Source organism: Enterobacter bugandensis, from assembly GCF_900324475.1.
GTDB lineage: Bacteria > Pseudomonadota > Gammaproteobacteria > Enterobacterales > Enterobacteriaceae > Enterobacter > Enterobacter bugandensis.
The window spans coordinates 4543631-4560914 of record NZ_LT992502.1 but is presented as its reverse complement, the minus strand read 5'-3'; the positions used below and the strand labels follow the sequence as shown (position 1 = coordinate 4560914).

At 54.7% G+C, this 17284-nt stretch carries 11 protein-coding genes, 4 tRNA genes, 3 rRNA genes and 1 riboswitch; of the genes, 15 read left to right on the top strand and 3 right to left on the bottom strand.

All coding sequences use genetic code 11. The features are described from left to right. Positions 1-4: 4 nt before the first annotated feature. From argB to oxyR, 3 genes are all read left to right on the top strand, one after another. Positions 5-781: an acetylglutamate kinase gene (gene argB, locus DG357_RS22130; RefSeq protein WP_098946274.1), complete on the top strand. Its 777-nt coding sequence runs from the start codon at positions 5-7 to the stop codon at positions 779-781. A gap of 75 nt (positions 782-856) precedes the next feature. Continuing rightward, positions 857-2230, top strand: a complete 1374-nt coding sequence (argH, locus tag DG357_RS22125) for an argininosuccinate lyase (protein WP_069733798.1) — start codon at positions 857-859, stop codon at positions 2228-2230. Between the two features lie 303 nt (positions 2231-2533). After that, complete coding sequence (oxyR, locus tag DG357_RS22120) at positions 2534-3451, top strand: DNA-binding transcriptional regulator OxyR (RefSeq protein WP_025758848.1); 918 nt, start codon at positions 2534-2536, stop codon at positions 3449-3451. Here oxyR and sthA read toward each other — a convergent pair. After that, positions 3434-4834, bottom strand: a complete 1401-nt coding sequence (sthA, locus tag DG357_RS22115) for a Si-specific NAD(P)(+) transhydrogenase (protein WP_045260262.1) — start codon at positions 4832-4834, stop codon at positions 3434-3436. The two genes, oxyR and sthA, sit on opposite strands and share 18 nt — an antisense overlap. A gap of 196 nt (positions 4835-5030) precedes the next feature. Between sthA and fabR the strand changes: the two genes are divergently transcribed. Together fabR and DG357_RS22105 are read left to right on the top strand one after the other, a co-directional pair. Continuing rightward, entirely contained in the window at positions 5031-5669 is a 639-nt protein-coding gene (fabR, locus tag DG357_RS22110; protein ID WP_008501784.1) for an HTH-type transcriptional repressor FabR, read from the top strand. A 9-nt stretch (positions 5670-5678) separates the two neighbouring features. Then, positions 5679-6038, top strand: a complete 360-nt coding sequence (locus DG357_RS22105) for a YijD family membrane protein (RefSeq protein WP_008501783.1) — start codon at positions 5679-5681, stop codon at positions 6036-6038. Between the two features lie 55 nt (positions 6039-6093). On the opposite strand, the gene trmA is transcribed toward DG357_RS22105, so the two are convergent. Continuing rightward, a complete protein-coding gene (gene trmA / locus DG357_RS22100; protein ID WP_088205140.1) occupies positions 6094-7194 on the bottom strand; it encodes a tRNA (uridine(54)-C5)-methyltransferase TrmA in 1101 nt (366 codons plus the stop codon). A gap of 104 nt (positions 7195-7298) precedes the next feature. Further along, positions 7299-7474, top strand: a riboswitch (cobalamin riboswitch). Between the two features lie 66 nt (positions 7475-7540). Here trmA and btuB point away from each other — a divergent pair. The 9 genes from btuB to DG357_RS22050 all read left to right on the top strand — a co-directional run bounded on the left by btuB (position 7541) and on the right by DG357_RS22050 (position 15889). After that, positions 7541-9388 (top strand): TonB-dependent vitamin B12 receptor BtuB, encoded by a 1848-nt coding sequence (gene btuB / locus DG357_RS22095; RefSeq protein WP_088205141.1) that lies wholly within the window; start codon positions 7541-7543, stop codon positions 9386-9388. Then, a complete protein-coding gene (gene murI, locus DG357_RS22090; protein ID WP_028014824.1) occupies positions 9333-10184 on the top strand; it encodes a glutamate racemase in 852 nt (283 codons plus the stop codon). Before btuB ends, murI begins: the two co-directional genes overlap by 56 nt. Before the next feature lie 383 nt (positions 10185-10567). Further along, positions 10568-12106 (top strand): 16S ribosomal RNA (locus tag DG357_RS22080). Between the two features lie 70 nt (positions 12107-12176). Continuing rightward, a tRNA-Ile gene (locus tag DG357_RS22075) sits at positions 12177-12253 on the top strand. A gap of 38 nt (positions 12254-12291) precedes the next feature. Further along, positions 12292-12367 (top strand) — tRNA-Ala (locus tag DG357_RS22070). 171 nt (positions 12368-12538) lie between these two features. Continuing rightward, positions 12539-15444, top strand: a 23S ribosomal RNA gene (locus DG357_RS22065). A gap of 66 nt (positions 15445-15510) precedes the next feature. After that, positions 15511-15626, top strand: a 5S ribosomal RNA gene (rrf, locus tag DG357_RS22060). Together the 16S, 23S and 5S rRNA genes with 4 tRNA genes alongside form the textbook arrangement of a ribosomal RNA operon. A 56-nt stretch (positions 15627-15682) precedes the next feature. Then, positions 15683-15759, top strand: a tRNA-Asp gene (locus DG357_RS22055). A gap of 54 nt (positions 15760-15813) precedes the next feature. Then, a tRNA-Trp gene (locus tag DG357_RS22050) sits at positions 15814-15889 on the top strand. Between the two features lie 99 nt (positions 15890-15988). Here the strand turns inward: DG357_RS22050 and hdfR are convergent. Further along, positions 15989-16810 (bottom strand): HTH-type transcriptional regulator HdfR, encoded by an 822-nt coding sequence (hdfR, locus tag DG357_RS22045; RefSeq protein ID WP_088204694.1) that lies wholly within the window; start codon positions 16808-16810, stop codon positions 15989-15991. A 118-nt stretch (positions 16811-16928) separates the two neighbouring features. Between hdfR and DG357_RS22040 the strand changes: the two genes are divergently transcribed. Continuing rightward, complete coding sequence (locus DG357_RS22040) at positions 16929-17267, top strand: DUF413 domain-containing protein (protein ID WP_008501577.1); 339 nt, start codon at positions 16929-16931, stop codon at positions 17265-17267. Positions 17268-17284: the final 17 nt, after the last annotated feature.

Genomic DNA, 17284 nt, shown 5'->3' with positions numbered 1-17284 from the left:
TGTGATGATGAACCCATTAATTATCAAACTCGGTGGTGTACTGCTGGACAGCGAAGAAGCGCTGGAGCGCCTGTTTACCGCGCTGGTGAACTATCGCGAATCGCACCAGCGTCCGCTGGTGATTGTGCACGGCGGCGGCTGCGTGGTGGATGAGCTGATGAAAGGGCTGAATCTGCCGGTGAAAAAGAAAAATGGCCTGCGCGTCACGCCTGCTGACCAGATTGACATCATTACCGGCGCGCTGGCGGGCACGGCGAACAAAACGCTGCTGGCATGGGCGAAGAAACACCATATTGCGTCCGTTGGCCTCTACCTGGGCGACGGTGACAGCGTAAAAGTGACCCAGCTCGACGAAGAGCTCGGCCATGTTGGACTGGCGCAGCCAGGTTCGCCTAAGCTGATTAACACCCTGCTGGAAGGCGGTTTCCTGCCGGTGGTGAGCTCTATCGGCGTGACCGAAGAGGGCGAGCTGATGAACGTTAACGCGGACCAGGCGGCAACCGCGCTGGCGGCCACGCTGGGCGCAGACCTGATCCTGCTCTCCGACGTGAGCGGCATTCTCGACGGTAAAGGCCAGCGCATAGCGGAAATGACCGCCGCCAAAGCCGAGCAGCTGATCGCTCAGGGCATTATTACCGACGGCATGATCGTCAAAGTGAACGCCGCGCTGGATGCGGCGCGCACGCTGGGCCGCCCGGTGGATATCGCCTCCTGGCGTCACGCGGAGCAGCTCCCGGCGCTGTTTAACGGCACGCCGATTGGCACGCGTATTCTGGCGTAAGTTTTTTATTGAATGACCGTAGGCCGGGGTAAGCGAAGCGCACCCGGCGGAACTAACGAATAAAGGAACGATGTTATGGCACTTTGGGGTGGGCGTTTTACACAGGCAGCGGATCAGCGGTTCAAACAGTTCAACGACTCTTTGCGCTTCGACTACCGCCTGGCCGAACAGGATATTGTCGGCTCTGTGGCCTGGTCCAAAGCGCTGGTGACCGTTGGCGTACTGACCGCAGACGAACAGCAGCAGCTGGAAGAGGCGCTGAACAACCTGCTGGAAGAGGTGCGTCTGGATCCGCAGCAAATCCTGCAGAGCGATGCCGAAGATATTCACAGCTGGGTGGAAGGCAAGCTGATCGACAAAGTCGGTCAGCTGGGTAAAAAGCTGCACACCGGCCGTAGCCGTAACGACCAGGTCGCCACCGACCTGAAGCTGTGGTGTAAAGAGACCGTTGGCGAACTGCTGGCGGCCAACCGTCAGCTTCAAAGTGCGCTGGTAGAGACCGCGCAGAACAATCAGGACGCGGTGATGCCGGGTTATACCCACCTGCAGCGCGCGCAGCCGGTGACCTTTGCGCACTGGTGTCTGGCCTACGTTGAGATGCTGGCGCGTGACGAAAGCCGTCTGCAGGATACCCTGAAGCGTCTGGACGTCAGCCCGCTGGGCAGCGGTGCGCTGGCCGGTACGGCGTATGAAATCGACCGCGAGCAGCTGGCAGGATGGCTGGGCTTTGCTTCCGCCACCCGCAACAGCCTGGACAGCGTCTCTGACCGTGACCACGTGCTGGAGCTGCTCTCCAATGCCTCTATCGGGATGGTGCATCTTTCGCGCTTTGCCGAAGACCTGATCTTCTTTAACTCCGGTGAAGCGGGCTTCGTTGAGCTGTCTGACCGCGTGACCTCAGGCTCATCGCTGATGCCGCAGAAGAAAAACCCGGACGCGCTGGAGCTGATCCGCGGCAAGTGCGGTCGCGTGCAGGGCGCGCTGACCGGCATGATGATGACCCTGAAAGGGCTGCCGCTGGCGTATAACAAAGATATGCAGGAAGACAAGGAAGGGCTGTTCGACGCGCTCGACACCTGGCTGGACTGTCTGCACATGGGCGCGCTGGTGCTGGACGGCATTCAGGTGAAACGTCCGCGCTGCCAGGAAGCGGCGCAGCAGGGCTATGCCAACTCTACCGAACTGGCGGACTACCTTGTCGCGAAGGGCGTACCGTTCCGCGAGGCGCACCATATTGTGGGCGAAGCGGTGGTGGAAGCGATTCGTCAGGGTAAACCGCTGGAAGATCTGGCGCTTGCCGACCTGCAAAAATTCAGCGCGGCGATCGGGGAGGATGTGTACCCGATTCTGGCGCTGCAGTCCTGCCTGGATAAACGTGCGGCGAAAGGCGGCGTGTCGCCGAAGCAGGTGGCGCAGGCGATTGCGGATGTGAAAAACCGCCTGATTTGAACCGTGCGGGCTGGTGCCCTCACCCCGGCCCTCTCCTGCCGGGAGAGGGAGAAAAACGGAGCCTGGCTTAGCGCCAGGCTTTTTTATGCAAAAAAAAAGCGGACCACGGGGTCCGCAAAAGTTCACGTTGGCTTTAGTTGTTCGAGTTTTGAGAGAAACTCGCTGACGGTGCGGGGACGTCAAGGGTCAAACACGGCCGCCTCGTCTATGTGGCGTATTATTCAACAGAATGCTTGATAGGGATAATCGTTCATTGCTATGCTATCTATCGCCATGAACTATCGTGGCGACGGAGGATGAATAATGAATATTCGTGATCTTGAATACCTGGTAGCGTTAGCCGAGCATCGTCACTTTCGCCGCGCGGCAGATTCCTGCCACGTCAGCCAGCCGACGCTGAGCGGGCAGATCCGCAAGCTGGAAGACGAGCTGGGCGTGATGCTGCTGGAGCGCACCAGCCGTAAGGTGCTGTTCACCCAGGCCGGTCTTCTGCTGGTGGATCAGGCGCGCACCGTGCTGCGCGAGGTCAAAGTGCTCAAGGAAATGGCAAGCCAGCAGGGAGAGGCCATGTCCGGCCCGCTGCATATTGGCCTGATCCCAACCGTTGGCCCGTACCTGTTACCGCACATCATTCCGATGCTGCACCAGACGTTCCCGAAACTCGAAATGTACCTGCACGAAGCGCAAACCCATCAGTTGCTGGCGCAGCTGGACAGCGGCAAGCTCGACTGCGCCATTCTGGCGCTGGTAAAAGAGAGCGAAGCGTTTATTGAAGTACCGCTGTTCGATGAGCCGATGATGCTGGCGATCTATGAAGATCACCCGTGGGCGAACCGCGATCGCGTGCCGATGGCCGATCTGGCCGGTGAAAAGCTGCTGATGCTGGAAGATGGCCACTGCCTGCGCGATCAGGCGATGGGCTTCTGCTTCGAAGCGGGTGCCGATGAAGATACTCACTTCCGCGCAACCAGTCTGGAAACGCTGCGTAATATGGTGGCGGCGGGAAGCGGTATTACGTTGCTGCCTGCGCTGGCCGTGCCGCGCGAGCGTAAGCGTGATGGTGTGGTGTACCTGCCGTGCATTAAGCCGGAGCCGCGTCGCACGATCGGCCTGGTGTATCGCCCAGGGTCACCGCTGCGCAGCCGCTATGAGCAGCTGGCAGAGGCCATCCGTGGTGCAATGGATGGCCATTTCGACAGCGCGTTAAAACAGGCGGTTTAAGCCGTTCAGCGCGGCTACCCGATAGGCTTCTGCCATGGTCGGGTAGTTAAAGGTGGTGTTAACGAAGTACTCAATGGTGTTACCACCGCCTTTCTGCTCCATTATTGCCTGACCGATATGAATGATTTCCGCCGCGCGTTCACCAAAGCAGTGAATCCCGAGGATCTCTTTCGTCTCGCGATGGAACAGGATCTTCAGCGTACCTACGCTCATCCCCACGATCTGCGCCCGCGCCAGATGTTTAAACTGCGCACGACCCACCTCGTAAGGCACCTTCATTGACGTCAGCTGCTGTTCGGTTTTCCCCACGGAACTGATTTCCGGAATGGTGTAGATCCCCGTCGGGATATCTTCGATCAGATGCGCCGTTGCTTCACCCTTCACCAGCGCCTGAGCGGCAATGCGGCCCTGATCGTAAGCGGCGGAGGCCAGGCTCGGGTAGCCAATTACGTCGCCCACCGCGTATACGTGCGGCAGCGCGGTCTGATACATGCTGTTGACCTTCAGCTGACCGCGGCTGTCTGTTTCAAGCCCGATATTTTCCAGCCGCAGTGAATCGGTATTGCCGGTACGGCCGTTGGCGTACAGCAGGCAGTCGGCTTTCAGCTTCTTACCGGACTTCAGGTGCATGATCACACCGTCATCGCAGCCTTCGATCTTCTCGTACTCTTCGTTGTGACGAATCACTACGCCGCTGTTCCAGAAGTGGTAGGAGAGGGAGTCTGACATTTCCTGATCGAGGAACGCTAGCAGGCGATCGCGGGTGTTAATCAGGTCAACTTTGACGTCCATTCCGCGGAAGATCGACGCGTATTCGCAGCCGATGACCCCTGCGCCATAGATAATGACGTGGCGGGGTTCATGGTGCAGGCTCAGAATGGAGTCGCTGTCGTAGACGCGCGGGTGTGAGAAGTCGACGTCGGCCGGATGGTAAGGGCGTGAACCGCAGGCAATAACAAATTTTTCAGCGGTGATCGTCTCAATCGAACCGTCGTGGCATTCGAGTGCCAGGGTGTGTTCATCCACAAAATGCGCGTTGCCCTGCAGGATTTCACAATGGTTACGCTCATAAAAGCCCTGACGCATGCGCGTCTGCTGGTTAATGACGGTATCCGCGTGATTCAGGATGTCGGCAAAGGAGGAACGAAGAAGTCGGGAGTGGTCGCTGTAAAGAGGGTTCTGGTTAAATTCGATAATGCGGCTAACGGCGTGGCGGAGGGCTTTCGAAGGGATGGTGCCCCAGTGGGTGCAACCACCGCCGACATTATGGTAGCGCTCGATGACCGCTACTCTGGCTCCCTGTTTCACCAGACCCATAGCAGCACCTTCGCCGCCGGGGCCGGAACCAATAACTATTGCGTCGTAATCGTAGGAATGTGGCATGGCAAGGCTTACCTGTTCTTATACATAAAAGCAACAGAATCATAACATCATTGCCAGGGTAACCCAATTATCGTTGTGCTTTTTTCCGGCAGTGGAGCACAAACCGCACGTAAACAATCATTCACAAAGCTGAGCAAACAGATTAATTTTATTCTCTGGTATAGTGCCATCAGGCCTTTGGAAGGATTCAACTATCGTGATGGGCGTAAGAGCACAACAAAAAGAGAAAACCCGGCGTTCGCTGGTGGAAGCCGCATTCAGTCAACTGAGTGCTGAGCGGAGTTTTGCCAGTTTGAGCCTGCGCGAAGTCGCACGCGAGGCCGGGATTGCGCCAACGTCCTTCTATCGTCACTTCCGTGATGTGGATGAACTGGGCCTGACCATGGTCGACGAGAGCGGTTTGATGCTGCGCCAGCTGATGCGCCAGGCGCGTCAGCGTATCGCCAAAGGCGGCAGCGTGATCCGCACCTCCGTGTCGACGTTTATGGAATTTATCGGCAATAACCCCAACGCGTTTCGTCTGCTTCTGCGCGAGCGTTCGGGCACATCGGCAGCGTTTCGTGCCGCCGTCGCGCGGGAAATTCAGCACTTCATCGCGGAACTTGCCGACTATCTTGAACTCGAAAACCATATGCCGCGTGCCTTTACTGAAGCACAGGCCGAGGCGATGGTGACGATTGTGTTCAGCGCGGGTGCCGAAGCGCTGGACGTCAGCATTGAACAACGCAAGCAGCTTGAAGAGCGACTGGTATTGCAGCTGAGGATGATCTCCAAAGGCGCGTACTACTGGTATCGCCGTGAACAAGAGAAACTGGCACATCAAACCGAAGAGTGAAGGTGAGTAATGAAACAGTCAGGTCAGGATAAAGGGACGCTGTTGCTGGCATTGATCGCTGGCTTATCCATTAATGGCACGTTTGCCGCTATTTTTAGCTCCATCGTGCCATTTTCGATTTTCCCGCTTATTGCGCTGGTGCTGACGGTCTACTGCCTGCATCAGCGTTACCTGAACCGTACGATGCCGGTTGGGTTACCGGGGCTGGCCGCTGCCTGTTTTATTCTGGGCGTATTGCTGTACAGCACCGTGGTGCGCGCGGAGTATCCGGATATCGGCTCTAACTTCTTCCCTGCGGTACTGTCCGTGGCGCTGGTGTTCTGGATTGGCTCGCGCATGCGTAGCCGCAAGAGCCAACTGCCAGAGTAATGGGGTCTGAGTAGGGCAGGTAAGCGAAGCGCCACCTGCCAAAAACGCCGGCTAGTTACTTCGACGTGAGCAGTACACCGCACTCCATATGGTGCGTATACGGGAACTGATCGAACAGTGCCAGACGTTCAACCTTGTGCGTCTGGCTTAATGTTTCCAGATTCTTGCACAGCGTCTCCGGGTTACAGGAGATGTACAAAATACGCGGGTACGCCTGCACCATCTTCTCGGTTTCGCTGTCCAGGCCACTGCGCGGCGGGTCGACAAAAATCGTCTCGCACTGGTAGCTCTTCAAATCGATCCCTTCCAGGCGGTTAAACTGGCGTACACCGTTCATGGCCTGGGTGAACTCTTCTGCCGCCATGCGAATGATCTGCACGTTATCGATATGGTTAGCGGCGATGTTGTACTGCGCGGCCGCTACCGACGGCTTGGCGATTTCCGTTGCCAGCACGCGTTCGAAGTTACGCGCCAGCGCCAGCGAGAAGTTGCCGTTACCGCAGTAAAGCTCAAGCAGATCGCCCTTAGACCCTTCCGTCGCCTTCAGCGCCCACTCCAGCATCTGCACGTTCATCTCGGCATTCGGCTGGGTGAAGCTGTTTTCCACCTGACGGTAAACCATCTCTTTACCTGCCACCGGCAGACGCTCGTCGACGTAATCCTGATCCAGCATGATTTTGGTTTTGGTCGCGCGGCCAATCAGGTGCACGTTGATGTTCTGCGCACGCAGCGTATCGCGCAGGGCTTCGGCCTGCTCGCGCCATTCGTCGGTCAGCGCTTTGTGGTACAGCAGAGAGACAATCGCCTGATTGCTTTGCGTGGTCAGATAGTCAATCTGGAACAGCTTGTTGCGCAGCACCGGATTGTTGCGCACGCCTTCAATGATCAGCGTCATCAGCTGGTTGATAAGCTCGCTCGCTGCCGGGAAGCTGTCCACGCGAATGCGTGATTTGGTCTGCTGATCGAAAATGATGTGGTACAGGTCGTCGCCGTCATGCCAGATGCGGAACTCGGCGCGCATGCGGTAGTGGCTGACAGGGGAGCGGAACACCTCGGGAACGGGCGCGTTGAAAGGCGTCATCATACTTTGCAGGCGGACAACTTTCTCGGCCAGCTGCGCGTCGTACTGTTCTGTCGGGAGGTGTTCTGGGGTCATGATGCGTCCTGAGTGATAAAGAATTACGCGGGGATTGTAGGGATTGTTCAGGGGATGTCCAGATTTAATGGCCAATAGCTGTCTGGACATCTATACGTGTCTAATTGTAGCATTCTGTTTCCGGTCTCCTGAGAGTGAAAAGGGAATCCAGTGAAAATCTGGAGCTGACGCGCAGCGGTAAAGACTGGCGGGATGAGAGCTGTAGACACTGTGAAAATGGGAAGTCTTCATCCGTATAACGCCACCTAGCCCGAAGACCTGCCGGGATCACGTCGCATTTGGTTTCATCATCGCGTGCTATAGATGAGGCCTGCGGCATCCTTCTTATATTGTGGATGCTTTAACAATGATTAAAAAAGTATCGCTGTTGACGGCGCTGTCCGTCACGGCATTTTCGGGCTGGGCGCAGGATAGCGCTGACTCGTTGGTGGTGACGGCAAATCGTTTTGAACAACCTGAAAAAACTATTCTGGCAGCAACGTCGGTGGTTACGCGTGCTGATATTGACCGCTGGCAGTCAACCTCGGTGCTGGACGTTATGCGTCGCCTGCCCGGCGTGGACACGGCGCAAAATGGCGGGATGGGGCAACTCTCTTCTCTCTTTATCCGTGGCACCAACTCCAGCCACGTCCTGATTCTCGTTGACGGCATTCGCCTTAACCAGGCGGGCGTCACGGGGTCGTCCGATCTCAGCCAGTTCCCGATCTCCCTGGTGCAGCGTATCGAATATGTGCGTGGACCGCGTTCGGCGGTATACGGCTCGGATGCGATTGGCGGTGTAGTCAACATTATTACCACCCGCGCGAAGGACGGCACGACGCTGAATGCCGGCGTAGGGTCGCACGGTTACCAGAATTATGGCGGCAGTACCCAGCAAACGCTGGGCGACAGCACGCGCGTCACGCTGGCGGGGGATTACACCTATACCAAAGGTTTCGATGTGGTTGCGGACGGCAACAATGGTGGCCTTGCCCAGACCGATCGCGACGGCTTTATGAATAAAACGCTCTACGGTGCGGTGGATCACGCATTCTCAGACCAGTGGAGCGGATTTGTTCGCGGCTTTGGCTACAGCAACCGTACGGCCTATGACGGTTACTACAGCTCATTTACCCCTGACGTGCTGGTCGATACCCGACAGCTCTATAGCCAGACCTGGGACGCAGGATTACGCTTTAACGAGGACATCTTCCATTCACAGCTGCTCACCAGCTATAGCCACAGCAAAGACTATAACTACGACCCTAATTTGGGCCGTTACGATTCGACGGCCACGCTGGATGAAATCAAACAGTACAACGTTCAGTGGCTCAACTCCGTTGATGTGGGGCACGGGAACATTGGTGCGGGCGTTGACTGGCAGAAGCAGAGCACCGAGCCGGGTACAAACTACGTGACCAACGGCTACGACCTGCGTAACACCGGCGTCTACCTGACCGGGCTGCAGCAGCTGGGCGATTTCACTCTGGAAGGGGCGGTTCGCAGCGATGACAACTCTCAGTTTGGTCGCCATGGCACCTGGCAAAGCAGTGCAGCGTGGGAGTTCGTGGACGGTTACCGCTTCATTGCTTCTTATGGTACGGCCTATAAGGCCCCGAATCTGGGTCAACTCTATGGCTTCTATGGCAATGACCATCTTGATCCAGAAGAGAGCAAGCAGTGGGAAGGGGCGTTTGAAGGCCTGACGGCAGGCGTGAGCTGGCGCGTGTCCGGCTATCGTAATGACGTTGATAATCTCATCGACTTCAATAATAACCTTCAGGAATATTACAACGTCGGCAAAGCACGCATTAAGGGTGTGGAAGCGACGGCGTCGTTTGATACAGGTCCGTTGACGCATACCGTTGGCTACGACTATGTGGATGCCCGCAATGCGGCGACCAACGAACTTCTGGACCGTCGTGCTAAGCAGCAGGTGAAATATCAGCTCGATACGCAGATCTATGATTTCGACTGGAGCCTGACGTATCACTATCTCGGCACGCGTTACGACACTGATTTTGGTTCTTATCCGTCAGAAAAAGTGAAAATGGGCGGTGTGAGTCTGTGGGATGTCGCAGTTTCATATCCGGCCACCTCACACCTCACAGTTCGTGGTAAAATAGCCAACCTGTTCGATAAAGATTACGAGACAGTTTATGGCTACCAAACTGCAGGACGGGAATACACCTTGTCTGGCAGCTACACCTTCTAATCCGCGCCCTACCGTGCTGGTGTTTGATTCCGGCGTCGGTGGGCTTTCGGTCTACGATGAGATTCGGCATCTCCTGCCGGATCTCCATTACATCTACGCCTTCGATAACGTCGCTTTTCCGTATGGGGAAAAGAGTGAGGACTTTATCGTTGAGCGTGTGGTTGAAATCGTCACCGCGGTACAAAAGCGCTATCCCCTTGCGCTGGCGGTCATTGCCTGTAATACGGCGAGCACCGTTTCTCTTCCCGCCCTGCGTGAAAAATTCCAGTTCCCGGTTGTGGGCGTTGTTCCTGCCATAAAGCCTGCCGCGCGCCTGACGGCGAACGGTATCGTGGGCTTGCTGGCCACGCGTGGCACGGTGAAGCGTCCTTATACCCGCGAGCTGATCGACCGTTTTGCTAACGAATGCCAGATTGCAATGCTTGGCTCCGCAGAGCTGGTGGAGATGGCGGAAGCGAAACTGCACGGCGAGACGGTATCGCTCGAAGAGCTGCGTCGTATTCTTCGTCCGTGGCTGCGGATGCCCGAACCACCGGATACGGTTGTGCTGGGCTGCACCCACTTTCCTCTCTTGCAGGAAGAGCTATTAGAAGTGCTTCCGGAGGGGACGCGGCTGGTGGATTCTGGTGCGGCGATCGCCCGTCGTACGGCCTGGCTGCTGGAGCATGAAGCGCCGGATGCGAAATCTACCGATGCAAATATCGCATTTTGCATGGCTATCACGAAAGAGACTGAGCAACTTTTACCCGTTTTACGCCGTTATGGCTTTGAAACGCTCGAAAAACTGGCGCTGTAGCACGGTTTTGAGCAAAAAAGAGACGGTTGAAAGTTTTTTTTAAAAGAGGGGTTGTCAACGTCTGAGAACTCCCTATAATGCGCCTCCACTGACACGGAACAACGGCTTACAGGCCGCCGGGTTAGCGGGGTTCAGAGATGAACGCCAACAGAGAAAAGTGAAAATAATCGCTTGACTCTGAATGAGGAAAACGTAATATACGGGACCTCGCAACGGTGAGCTGAAAGCCGCGTTGCAACTGCTCTTTAACAATTTATCAGACAATCTGTGTGGGCACTCAAAGTGACATGGATTCTTAATGTCTTCGGACAATAAATGAATACCAAGTCTCTGAGTGAACATACGTAATTCATTACGAAGTTTAATTCACGAGCATCAAACTTAAATTGAAGAGTTTGATCATGGCTCAGATTGAACGCTGGCGGCAGGCCTAACACATGCAAGTCGAACGGTAGCACAGAGAGCTTGCTCTCGGGTGACGAGTGGCGGACGGGTGAGTAATGTCTGGGAAACTGCCTGATGGAGGGGGATAACTACTGGAAACGGTAGCTAATACCGCATAACGTCGCAAGACCAAAGAGGGGGACCTTCGGGCCTCTTGCCATCAGATGTGCCCAGATGGGATTAGCTAGTAGGTGGGTAACGGCTCACCTAGGCGACGATCCCTAGCTGGTCTGAGAGGATGACCAGCCACACTGGAACTGAGACACGGTCCAGACTCCTACGGGAGGCAGCAGTGGGGAATATTGCACAATGGGCGCAAGCCTGATGCAGCCATGCCGCGTGTATGAAGAAGGCCTTCGGGTTGTAAAGTACTTTCAGCGGGGAGGAAGGTGTTGAGGTTAATAACCTCAGCAATTGACGTTACCCGCAGAAGAAGCACCGGCTAACTCCGTGCCAGCAGCCGCGGTAATACGGAGGGTGCAAGCGTTAATCGGAATTACTGGGCGTAAAGCGCACGCAGGCGGTCTGTCAAGTCGGATGTGAAATCCCCGGGCTCAACCTGGGAACTGCATTCGAAACTGGCAGGCTAGAGTCTTGTAGAGGGGGGTAGAATTCCAGGTGTAGCGGTGAAATGCGTAGAGATCTGGAGGAATACCGGTGGCGAAGGCGGCCCCCTGGACAAAGACTGACGCTCAGGTGCGAAAGCGTGGGGAGCAAACAGGATTAGATACCCTGGTAGTCCACGCCGTAAACGATGTCGACTTGGAGGTTGTGCCCTTGAGGCGTGGCTTCCGGAGCTAACGCGTTAAGTCGACCGCCTGGGGAGTACGGCCGCAAGGTTAAAACTCAAATGAATTGACGGGGGCCCGCACAAGCGGTGGAGCATGTGGTTTAATTCGATGCAACGCGAAGAACCTTACCTACTCTTGACATCCAGAGAACTTTCCAGAGATGGATTGGTGCCTTCGGGAACTCTGAGACAGGTGCTGCATGGCTGTCGTCAGCTCGTGTTGTGAAATGTTGGGTTAAGTCCCGCAACGAGCGCAACCCTTATCCTTTGTTGCCAGCGGTTCGGCCGGGAACTCAAAGGAGACTGCCAGTGATAAACTGGAGGAAGGTGGGGATGACGTCAAGTCATCATGGCCCTTACGAGTAGGGCTACACACGTGCTACAATGGCGCATACAAAGAGAAGCGACCTCGCGAGAGCAAGCGGACCTCATAAAGTGCGTCGTAGTCCGGATTGGAGTCTGCAACTCGACTCCATGAAGTCGGAATCGCTAGTAATCGTGGATCAGAATGCCACGGTGAATACGTTCCCGGGCCTTGTACACACCGCCCGTCACACCATGGGAGTGGGTTGCAAAAGAAGTAGGTAGCTTAACCTTCGGGAGGGCGCTTACCACTTTGTGATTCATGACTGGGGTGAAGTCGTAACAAGGTAACCGTAGGGGAACCTGCGGTTGGATCACCTCCTTACCTTAAAGAACCTGCCTTTGCAGTGCTCACACAGATTGTCTGATGAAAAACAGCAGTAAAAAACCTCTACAGGCTTGTAGCTCAGGTGGTTAGAGCGCACCCCTGATAAGGGTGAGGTCGGTGGTTCAAGTCCACTCAGGCCTACCAAATTTGCGAAGCAAATTTGAAGAGGTTGGCAAAACGATGGGGCTATAGCTCAGCTGGGAGAGCGCCTGCTTTGCACGCAGGAGGTCTGCGGTTCGATCCCGCATAGCTCCACCATCTTTTACTGCGAACACAAGAAAACTTCAGAGTGAACCTGAAAAGGTGCACTGCGAAGTTTTGCTCTTTAAAAATCTGGATCAAGCTGAAAATTGAAACGACACATCTTTAATGGTGTGTTCGAGTCTCTCAAATTTTCGCAATCAGAAGTGAAACATCTTCGGGTTGTGAGGTTAAGCGACTAAGCGTACACGGTGGATGCCCTGGCAGTCAGAGGCGATGAAGGACGTGCTAATCTGCGAAAAGCGACGGCGAGGTGATATGAACCTTTGACCCGTCGATGTCCGAATGGGGAAACCCAGTGTGATTCGTCACACTATCGTTAACTGAATACATAGGTTAACGAGGCGAACCGGGGGAACTGAAACATCTAAGTACCCCGAGGAAAAGAAATCAACCGAGATTCCCCCAGTAGCGGCGAGCGAACGGGGAGCAGCCCGGAGTCTGAATCAGCTTGTGTGTTAGTGGAAGCGTCTGGAAAGTCGCACGGTACAGGGTGACAGTCCCGTACACGAAAATGCACAGGTTGTGAACTCGAAGAGTAGGGCGGGACACGTGGTATCCTGTCTGAATATGGGGGGACCATCCTCCAAGGCTAAATACTCCTGACTGACCGATAGTGAACCAGTACCGTGAGGGAAAGGCGAAAAGAACCCCGGCGAGGGGAGTGAAAAAGAACCTGAAACCGTGTACGTACAAGCAGTGGGAGCACCTTCGTGGTGTGACTGCGTACCTTTTGTATAATGGGTCAGCGACTTATATTCTGTAGCAAGGTTAACCGTATAGGGGAGCCGCAGGGAAACCGAGTCTTAACTGGGCGTTAAGTTGCAGGGTATAGACCCGAAACCCGGTGATCTAGCCATGGGCAGGTTGAAGGTTGGGTAACACTAACTGGAGGACCGAACCGACTAATGTTGAAAAATTAGCGGATGACCTGTGGCTGGGGGTGAAAGGCCAATCAAACCGGGAGATAGCTGGTTCTCCCCGAAAGCTATTTAGGTAGCGCCTCGTGAACTCATCTTCGGGGGTAGAGCACTGTTTCGGCTAGGGGGCCATCCCGGCTTACCAACCCGATGCAAACTACGAATACCGAAGAATGTTATCACGGGAGACACACGGCGGGTGCTAACGTCCGTCGTGAAGAGGGAAACAACCCAGACCGCCAGCTAAGGTCCCAAAGTCATGGTTAAGTGGGAAACGATGTGGGAAGGCACAGACAGCCAGGATGTTGGCTTAGAAGCAGCCATCATTTAAAGAAAGCGTAATAGCTCACTGGTCGAGTCGGCCTGCGCGGAAGATGTAACGGGGCTAAACCATGCACCGAAGCTGCGGCAGCGACGCTTATGCGTTGTTGGGTAGGGGAGCGTTCTGTAAGCCGTCGAAGGTGTGCTGTGAGGCATGCTGGAGGTATCAGAAGTGCGAATGCTGACATAAGTAACGATAAAGCGGGTGAAAAGCCCGCTCGCCGGAAGACCAAGGGTTCCTGTCCAACGTTAATCGGGGCAGGGTGAGTCGACCCCTAAGGCGAGGCCGAAAGGCGTAGTCGATGGGAAACAGGTTAATATTCCTGTACTTGGTGTTACTGCGAAGGGGGGACGGAGAAGGCTATGTCAGCCGGGCGACGGTTGTCCCGGTTTAAGCGTGTAGGTGTGTGTTCCAGGCAAATCCGGTTCACTTTAACACTGAGGCGTGATGACGAGGCACTACGGTGCTGAAGTGATAAATGCCCTGCTTCCAGGAAAAGCCTCTAAGCATCAGGTAACACGAAATCGTACCCCAAACCGACACAGGTGGTCAGGTAGAGAATACCAAGGCGCTTGAGAGAACTCGGGTGAAGGAACTAGGCAAAATGGTGCCGTAACTTCGGGAGAAGGCACGCTGATATGTAGGTGAAGTCCCTGCGGGCGGAGCTGAAATCAGTCGAAGATACCAGCTGGCTGCAACTGTTTATTAAAAACACAGCACTGTGCAAACACGAAAGTGGACGTATACGGTGTGACGCCTGCCCGGTGCCGGAAGGTTAATTGATGGGGTTAGCGGCAACGCGAAGCTCTTGATCGAAGCCCCGGTAAACGGCGGCCGTAACTATAACGGTCCTAAGGTAGCGAAATTCCTTGTCGGGTAAGTTCCGACCTGCACGAATGGCGTAATGATGGCCAGGCTGTCTCCACCCGAGACTCAGTGAAATTGAACTCGCTGTGAAGATGCAGTGTACCCGCGGCAAGACGGAAAGACCCCGTGAACCTTTACTATAGCTTGACACTGAACACTGGTCCTTGATGTGTAGGATAGGTGGGAGGCTTTGAAGCGTGGACGCCAGTCTGCGTGGAGCCGTCCTTGAAATACCACCCTTTAATGGCTGGTGTTCTAACGTGGACCCGTGATCCGGGTTGCGGACAGTGTCTGGTGGGTAGTTTGACTGGGGCGGTCTCCTCCCCAAAGAGTAACGGAGGAGCACGAAGGTTAGCTAATCCTGGTCGGACATCAGGAGGTTAGTGCAATGGCATAAGCTAGCTTGACTGCGAGAGTGACGGCTCGAGCAGGTGCGAAAGCAGGTCATAGTGATCCGGTGGTTCTGAATGGAAGGGCCATCGCTCAACGGATAAAAGGTACTCCGGGGATAACAGGCTGATACCGCCCAAGAGTTCATATCGACGGCGGTGTTTGGCACCTCGATGTCGGCTCATCACATCCTGGGGCTGAAGTAGGTCCCAAGGGTATGGCTGTTCGCCATTTAAAGTGGTACGCGAGCTGGGTTTAGAACGTCGTGAGACAGTTCGGTCCCTATCTGCCGTGGGCGCTGGAGAATTGAGGGGGGCTGCTCCTAGTACGAGAGGACCGGAGTGGACGCATCACTGGTGTTCGGGTTGTCATGCCAATGGCACTGCCCGGTAGCTAAATGCGGAAGAGATAAGTGCTGAAAGCATCTAAGCACGAAACTTGCCCCGAGATGAGTTCTCCCTGAGACTATAAGTCTCCTGAAGGAACGTTGAAGACGACGACGTTGATAGGCCGGGTGTGTAAGCGCAGCGATGCGTTGAGCTAACCGGTACTAATGAACCGTGAGGCTTAACCTTACAACGCCGAAGATGTTTTGGCGGTGAGAGACAGATTTTCAGCCTGATACAGATTAACAGAATTTGCCTGGCGGCTTTAGCGCGGTGGTCCCACCTGACCCCATGCCGAACTCAGAAGTGAAACGCCGTAGCGCCGATGGTAGTGTGGGGTCTCCCCATGTGAGAGTAGGGAACTGCCAGGCATCAAATTAAGTAGTAAGCCGGTGCATTAATCCGGTGGTTACAAGCAGTCTTCGGTGGAGCGGTAGTTCAGTCGGTTAGAATACCTGCCTGTCACGCAGGGGGTCGCGGGTTCGAGTCCCGTCCGTTCCGCCACTTATTAAGACGTTAAGCCTGCCAGTAATGGCAGGCTTAATGGCAAAAAACTTTAGGGGCGTAGCTCAGTTGGTAGAGCACCGGTCTCCAAAACCGGGTGTCGCGAGTTCGAGTCTCTCCGCCCCTGCCATATAGAATCCTTTGCTTCGGCAAAGGATTTTTTTTTGCCTGAAACCCGGTGAAATTTCACCATTCTTAAATGCAGCCAGCGTCCCTGCTGGCCTCAGCATCAATCCATTACATTGATTTTTAATAGATCTTTTATTTGCGATTGCTTGTCGCTATTTTGCAGCCAAATCGCATACAGCGGCCGCGAAAGGGTAGTGGAATCCACCACGGTATGCAGTCCAGGCTTGGTGTCTGCCCAACGGACTGGTAACCAGGTGCAACCCTTCAGCAAGGGAAGTTGCTGACAGGCAATCTCGGCAGAACTGGTTGTTAACTGTGGAACATCATCAGGTGAGATCAATCCCATCTCATGTTGCTGAAAATCAGGTCCCCACTCCAGCCGCAAATAGGTCAGGTCTGCTTTCATCTTTGAAGGTTCAGAAGCATAAAGAGCCAGACTGAACTGTCCAACAATCTGGCTGCTAAATTCGTCCATCTTGGGGGCTTCTGTAGTGATCAGCAGATCCAACTGACGCTCATGAAGTTGCTTAACCAGCGACTGACGTTGCGCAATTCTGGCTTCAAATTGTAAATGCCCATGGGAGTGATATAGCCGGGTAAGCCACTGACTGAGCATGCATTCCCACAGAGATGCGCTGGCCCCTATCGAGAACTCGTTGTGCCTCGACGTATGCGCAACCTCTTTGCGCGCTGCCTGCCAGGTATTCATCAATGTCTCCGCATACGGAAGCAGTTTTTCACCGGCAGGCGTGAGGCGGATATTGTTGCGATGGCGGGTAAAAAGATTCACACCCAGTTGATTTTCCAGCTGTCGAATACGAAAACTGACTGCTGACTGCGTCAGGTAAAGGGCTTCAGCGGCTCGCCCGAAGTGACGCGTTCTGCTCACTTCAAGGAAAGTTTTTAGCAATTCCGTATCCACATCTTTCTCCGCAAAATAATTTGTCGTTATGATTTAAATGTTTTGTTTTACACTCTGTCAAGCGTAACTAATACTCCGCGCCATAAATAGCTCGGCCAAAGAATTAGGAGCGTGTAGGATGGCGGAAAGCTTTACGACGACTAATCGTTTTTTCGACAATAAACATTATCCGCGCGGGTTCTCTCGTCACGGCGATTTCACCATCAAAGAGGCGCAGCTGCTTGAGCGTCATGGTTATGCCTTTAACGAGCTGGATCTGGGTAAACGTGAGCCTGCAACTGAAGATGAAAAACAGTTTGTCTCAGTGTGCCGTGGTGAGCGTGAGCCGCAGTCTGAAGCAGAACGTGTATGGATCAAGTACATGGCTCGCATTAAGCGTCCAAAACGTTTCCATACGCTGTCTGGCGGTAAACCGCAGATGGAAGGTGCAGAAGACTACACCGAGTCTGACGACTAATAAAAAAAGGGGCTACG

What these genes read in the sequence shown, in the direction of transcription:
- argB (WP_098946274.1), top strand. Translation starts at nt 5, where the DNA reads ATGATGAACCCATTAATTATCAAACTCGGTGGTGTACTGCTGGACAGC.
- murI (WP_028014824.1), top strand. Translation starts at nt 9,333, where the DNA reads ATGGCTACCAAACTGCAGGACGGGAATACACCTTGTCTGGCAGCTACA.
- DG357_RS22105 (WP_008501783.1), top strand. Translation starts at nt 5,679, where the DNA reads ATGAAACAGTCAGGTCAGGATAAAGGGACGCTGTTGCTGGCATTGATC.
- oxyR (WP_025758848.1), top strand. Translation starts at nt 2,534, where the DNA reads ATGAATATTCGTGATCTTGAATACCTGGTAGCGTTAGCCGAGCATCGT.
- DG357_RS22040 (WP_008501577.1), top strand. Translation starts at nt 16,929, where the DNA reads ATGGCGGAAAGCTTTACGACGACTAATCGTTTTTTCGACAATAAACAT.
- btuB (WP_088205141.1), top strand. Translation starts at nt 7,541, where the DNA reads ATGATTAAAAAAGTATCGCTGTTGACGGCGCTGTCCGTCACGGCATTT.
- trmA (WP_088205140.1), bottom strand. Translation starts at nt 7,194, where the DNA reads ATGACCCCAGAACACCTCCCGACAGAACAGTACGACGCGCAGCTGGCC.
- sthA (WP_045260262.1), bottom strand. Translation starts at nt 4,834, where the DNA reads ATGCCACATTCCTACGATTACGACGCAATAGTTATTGGTTCCGGCCCC.
- argH (WP_069733798.1), top strand. Translation starts at nt 857, where the DNA reads ATGGCACTTTGGGGTGGGCGTTTTACACAGGCAGCGGATCAGCGGTTC.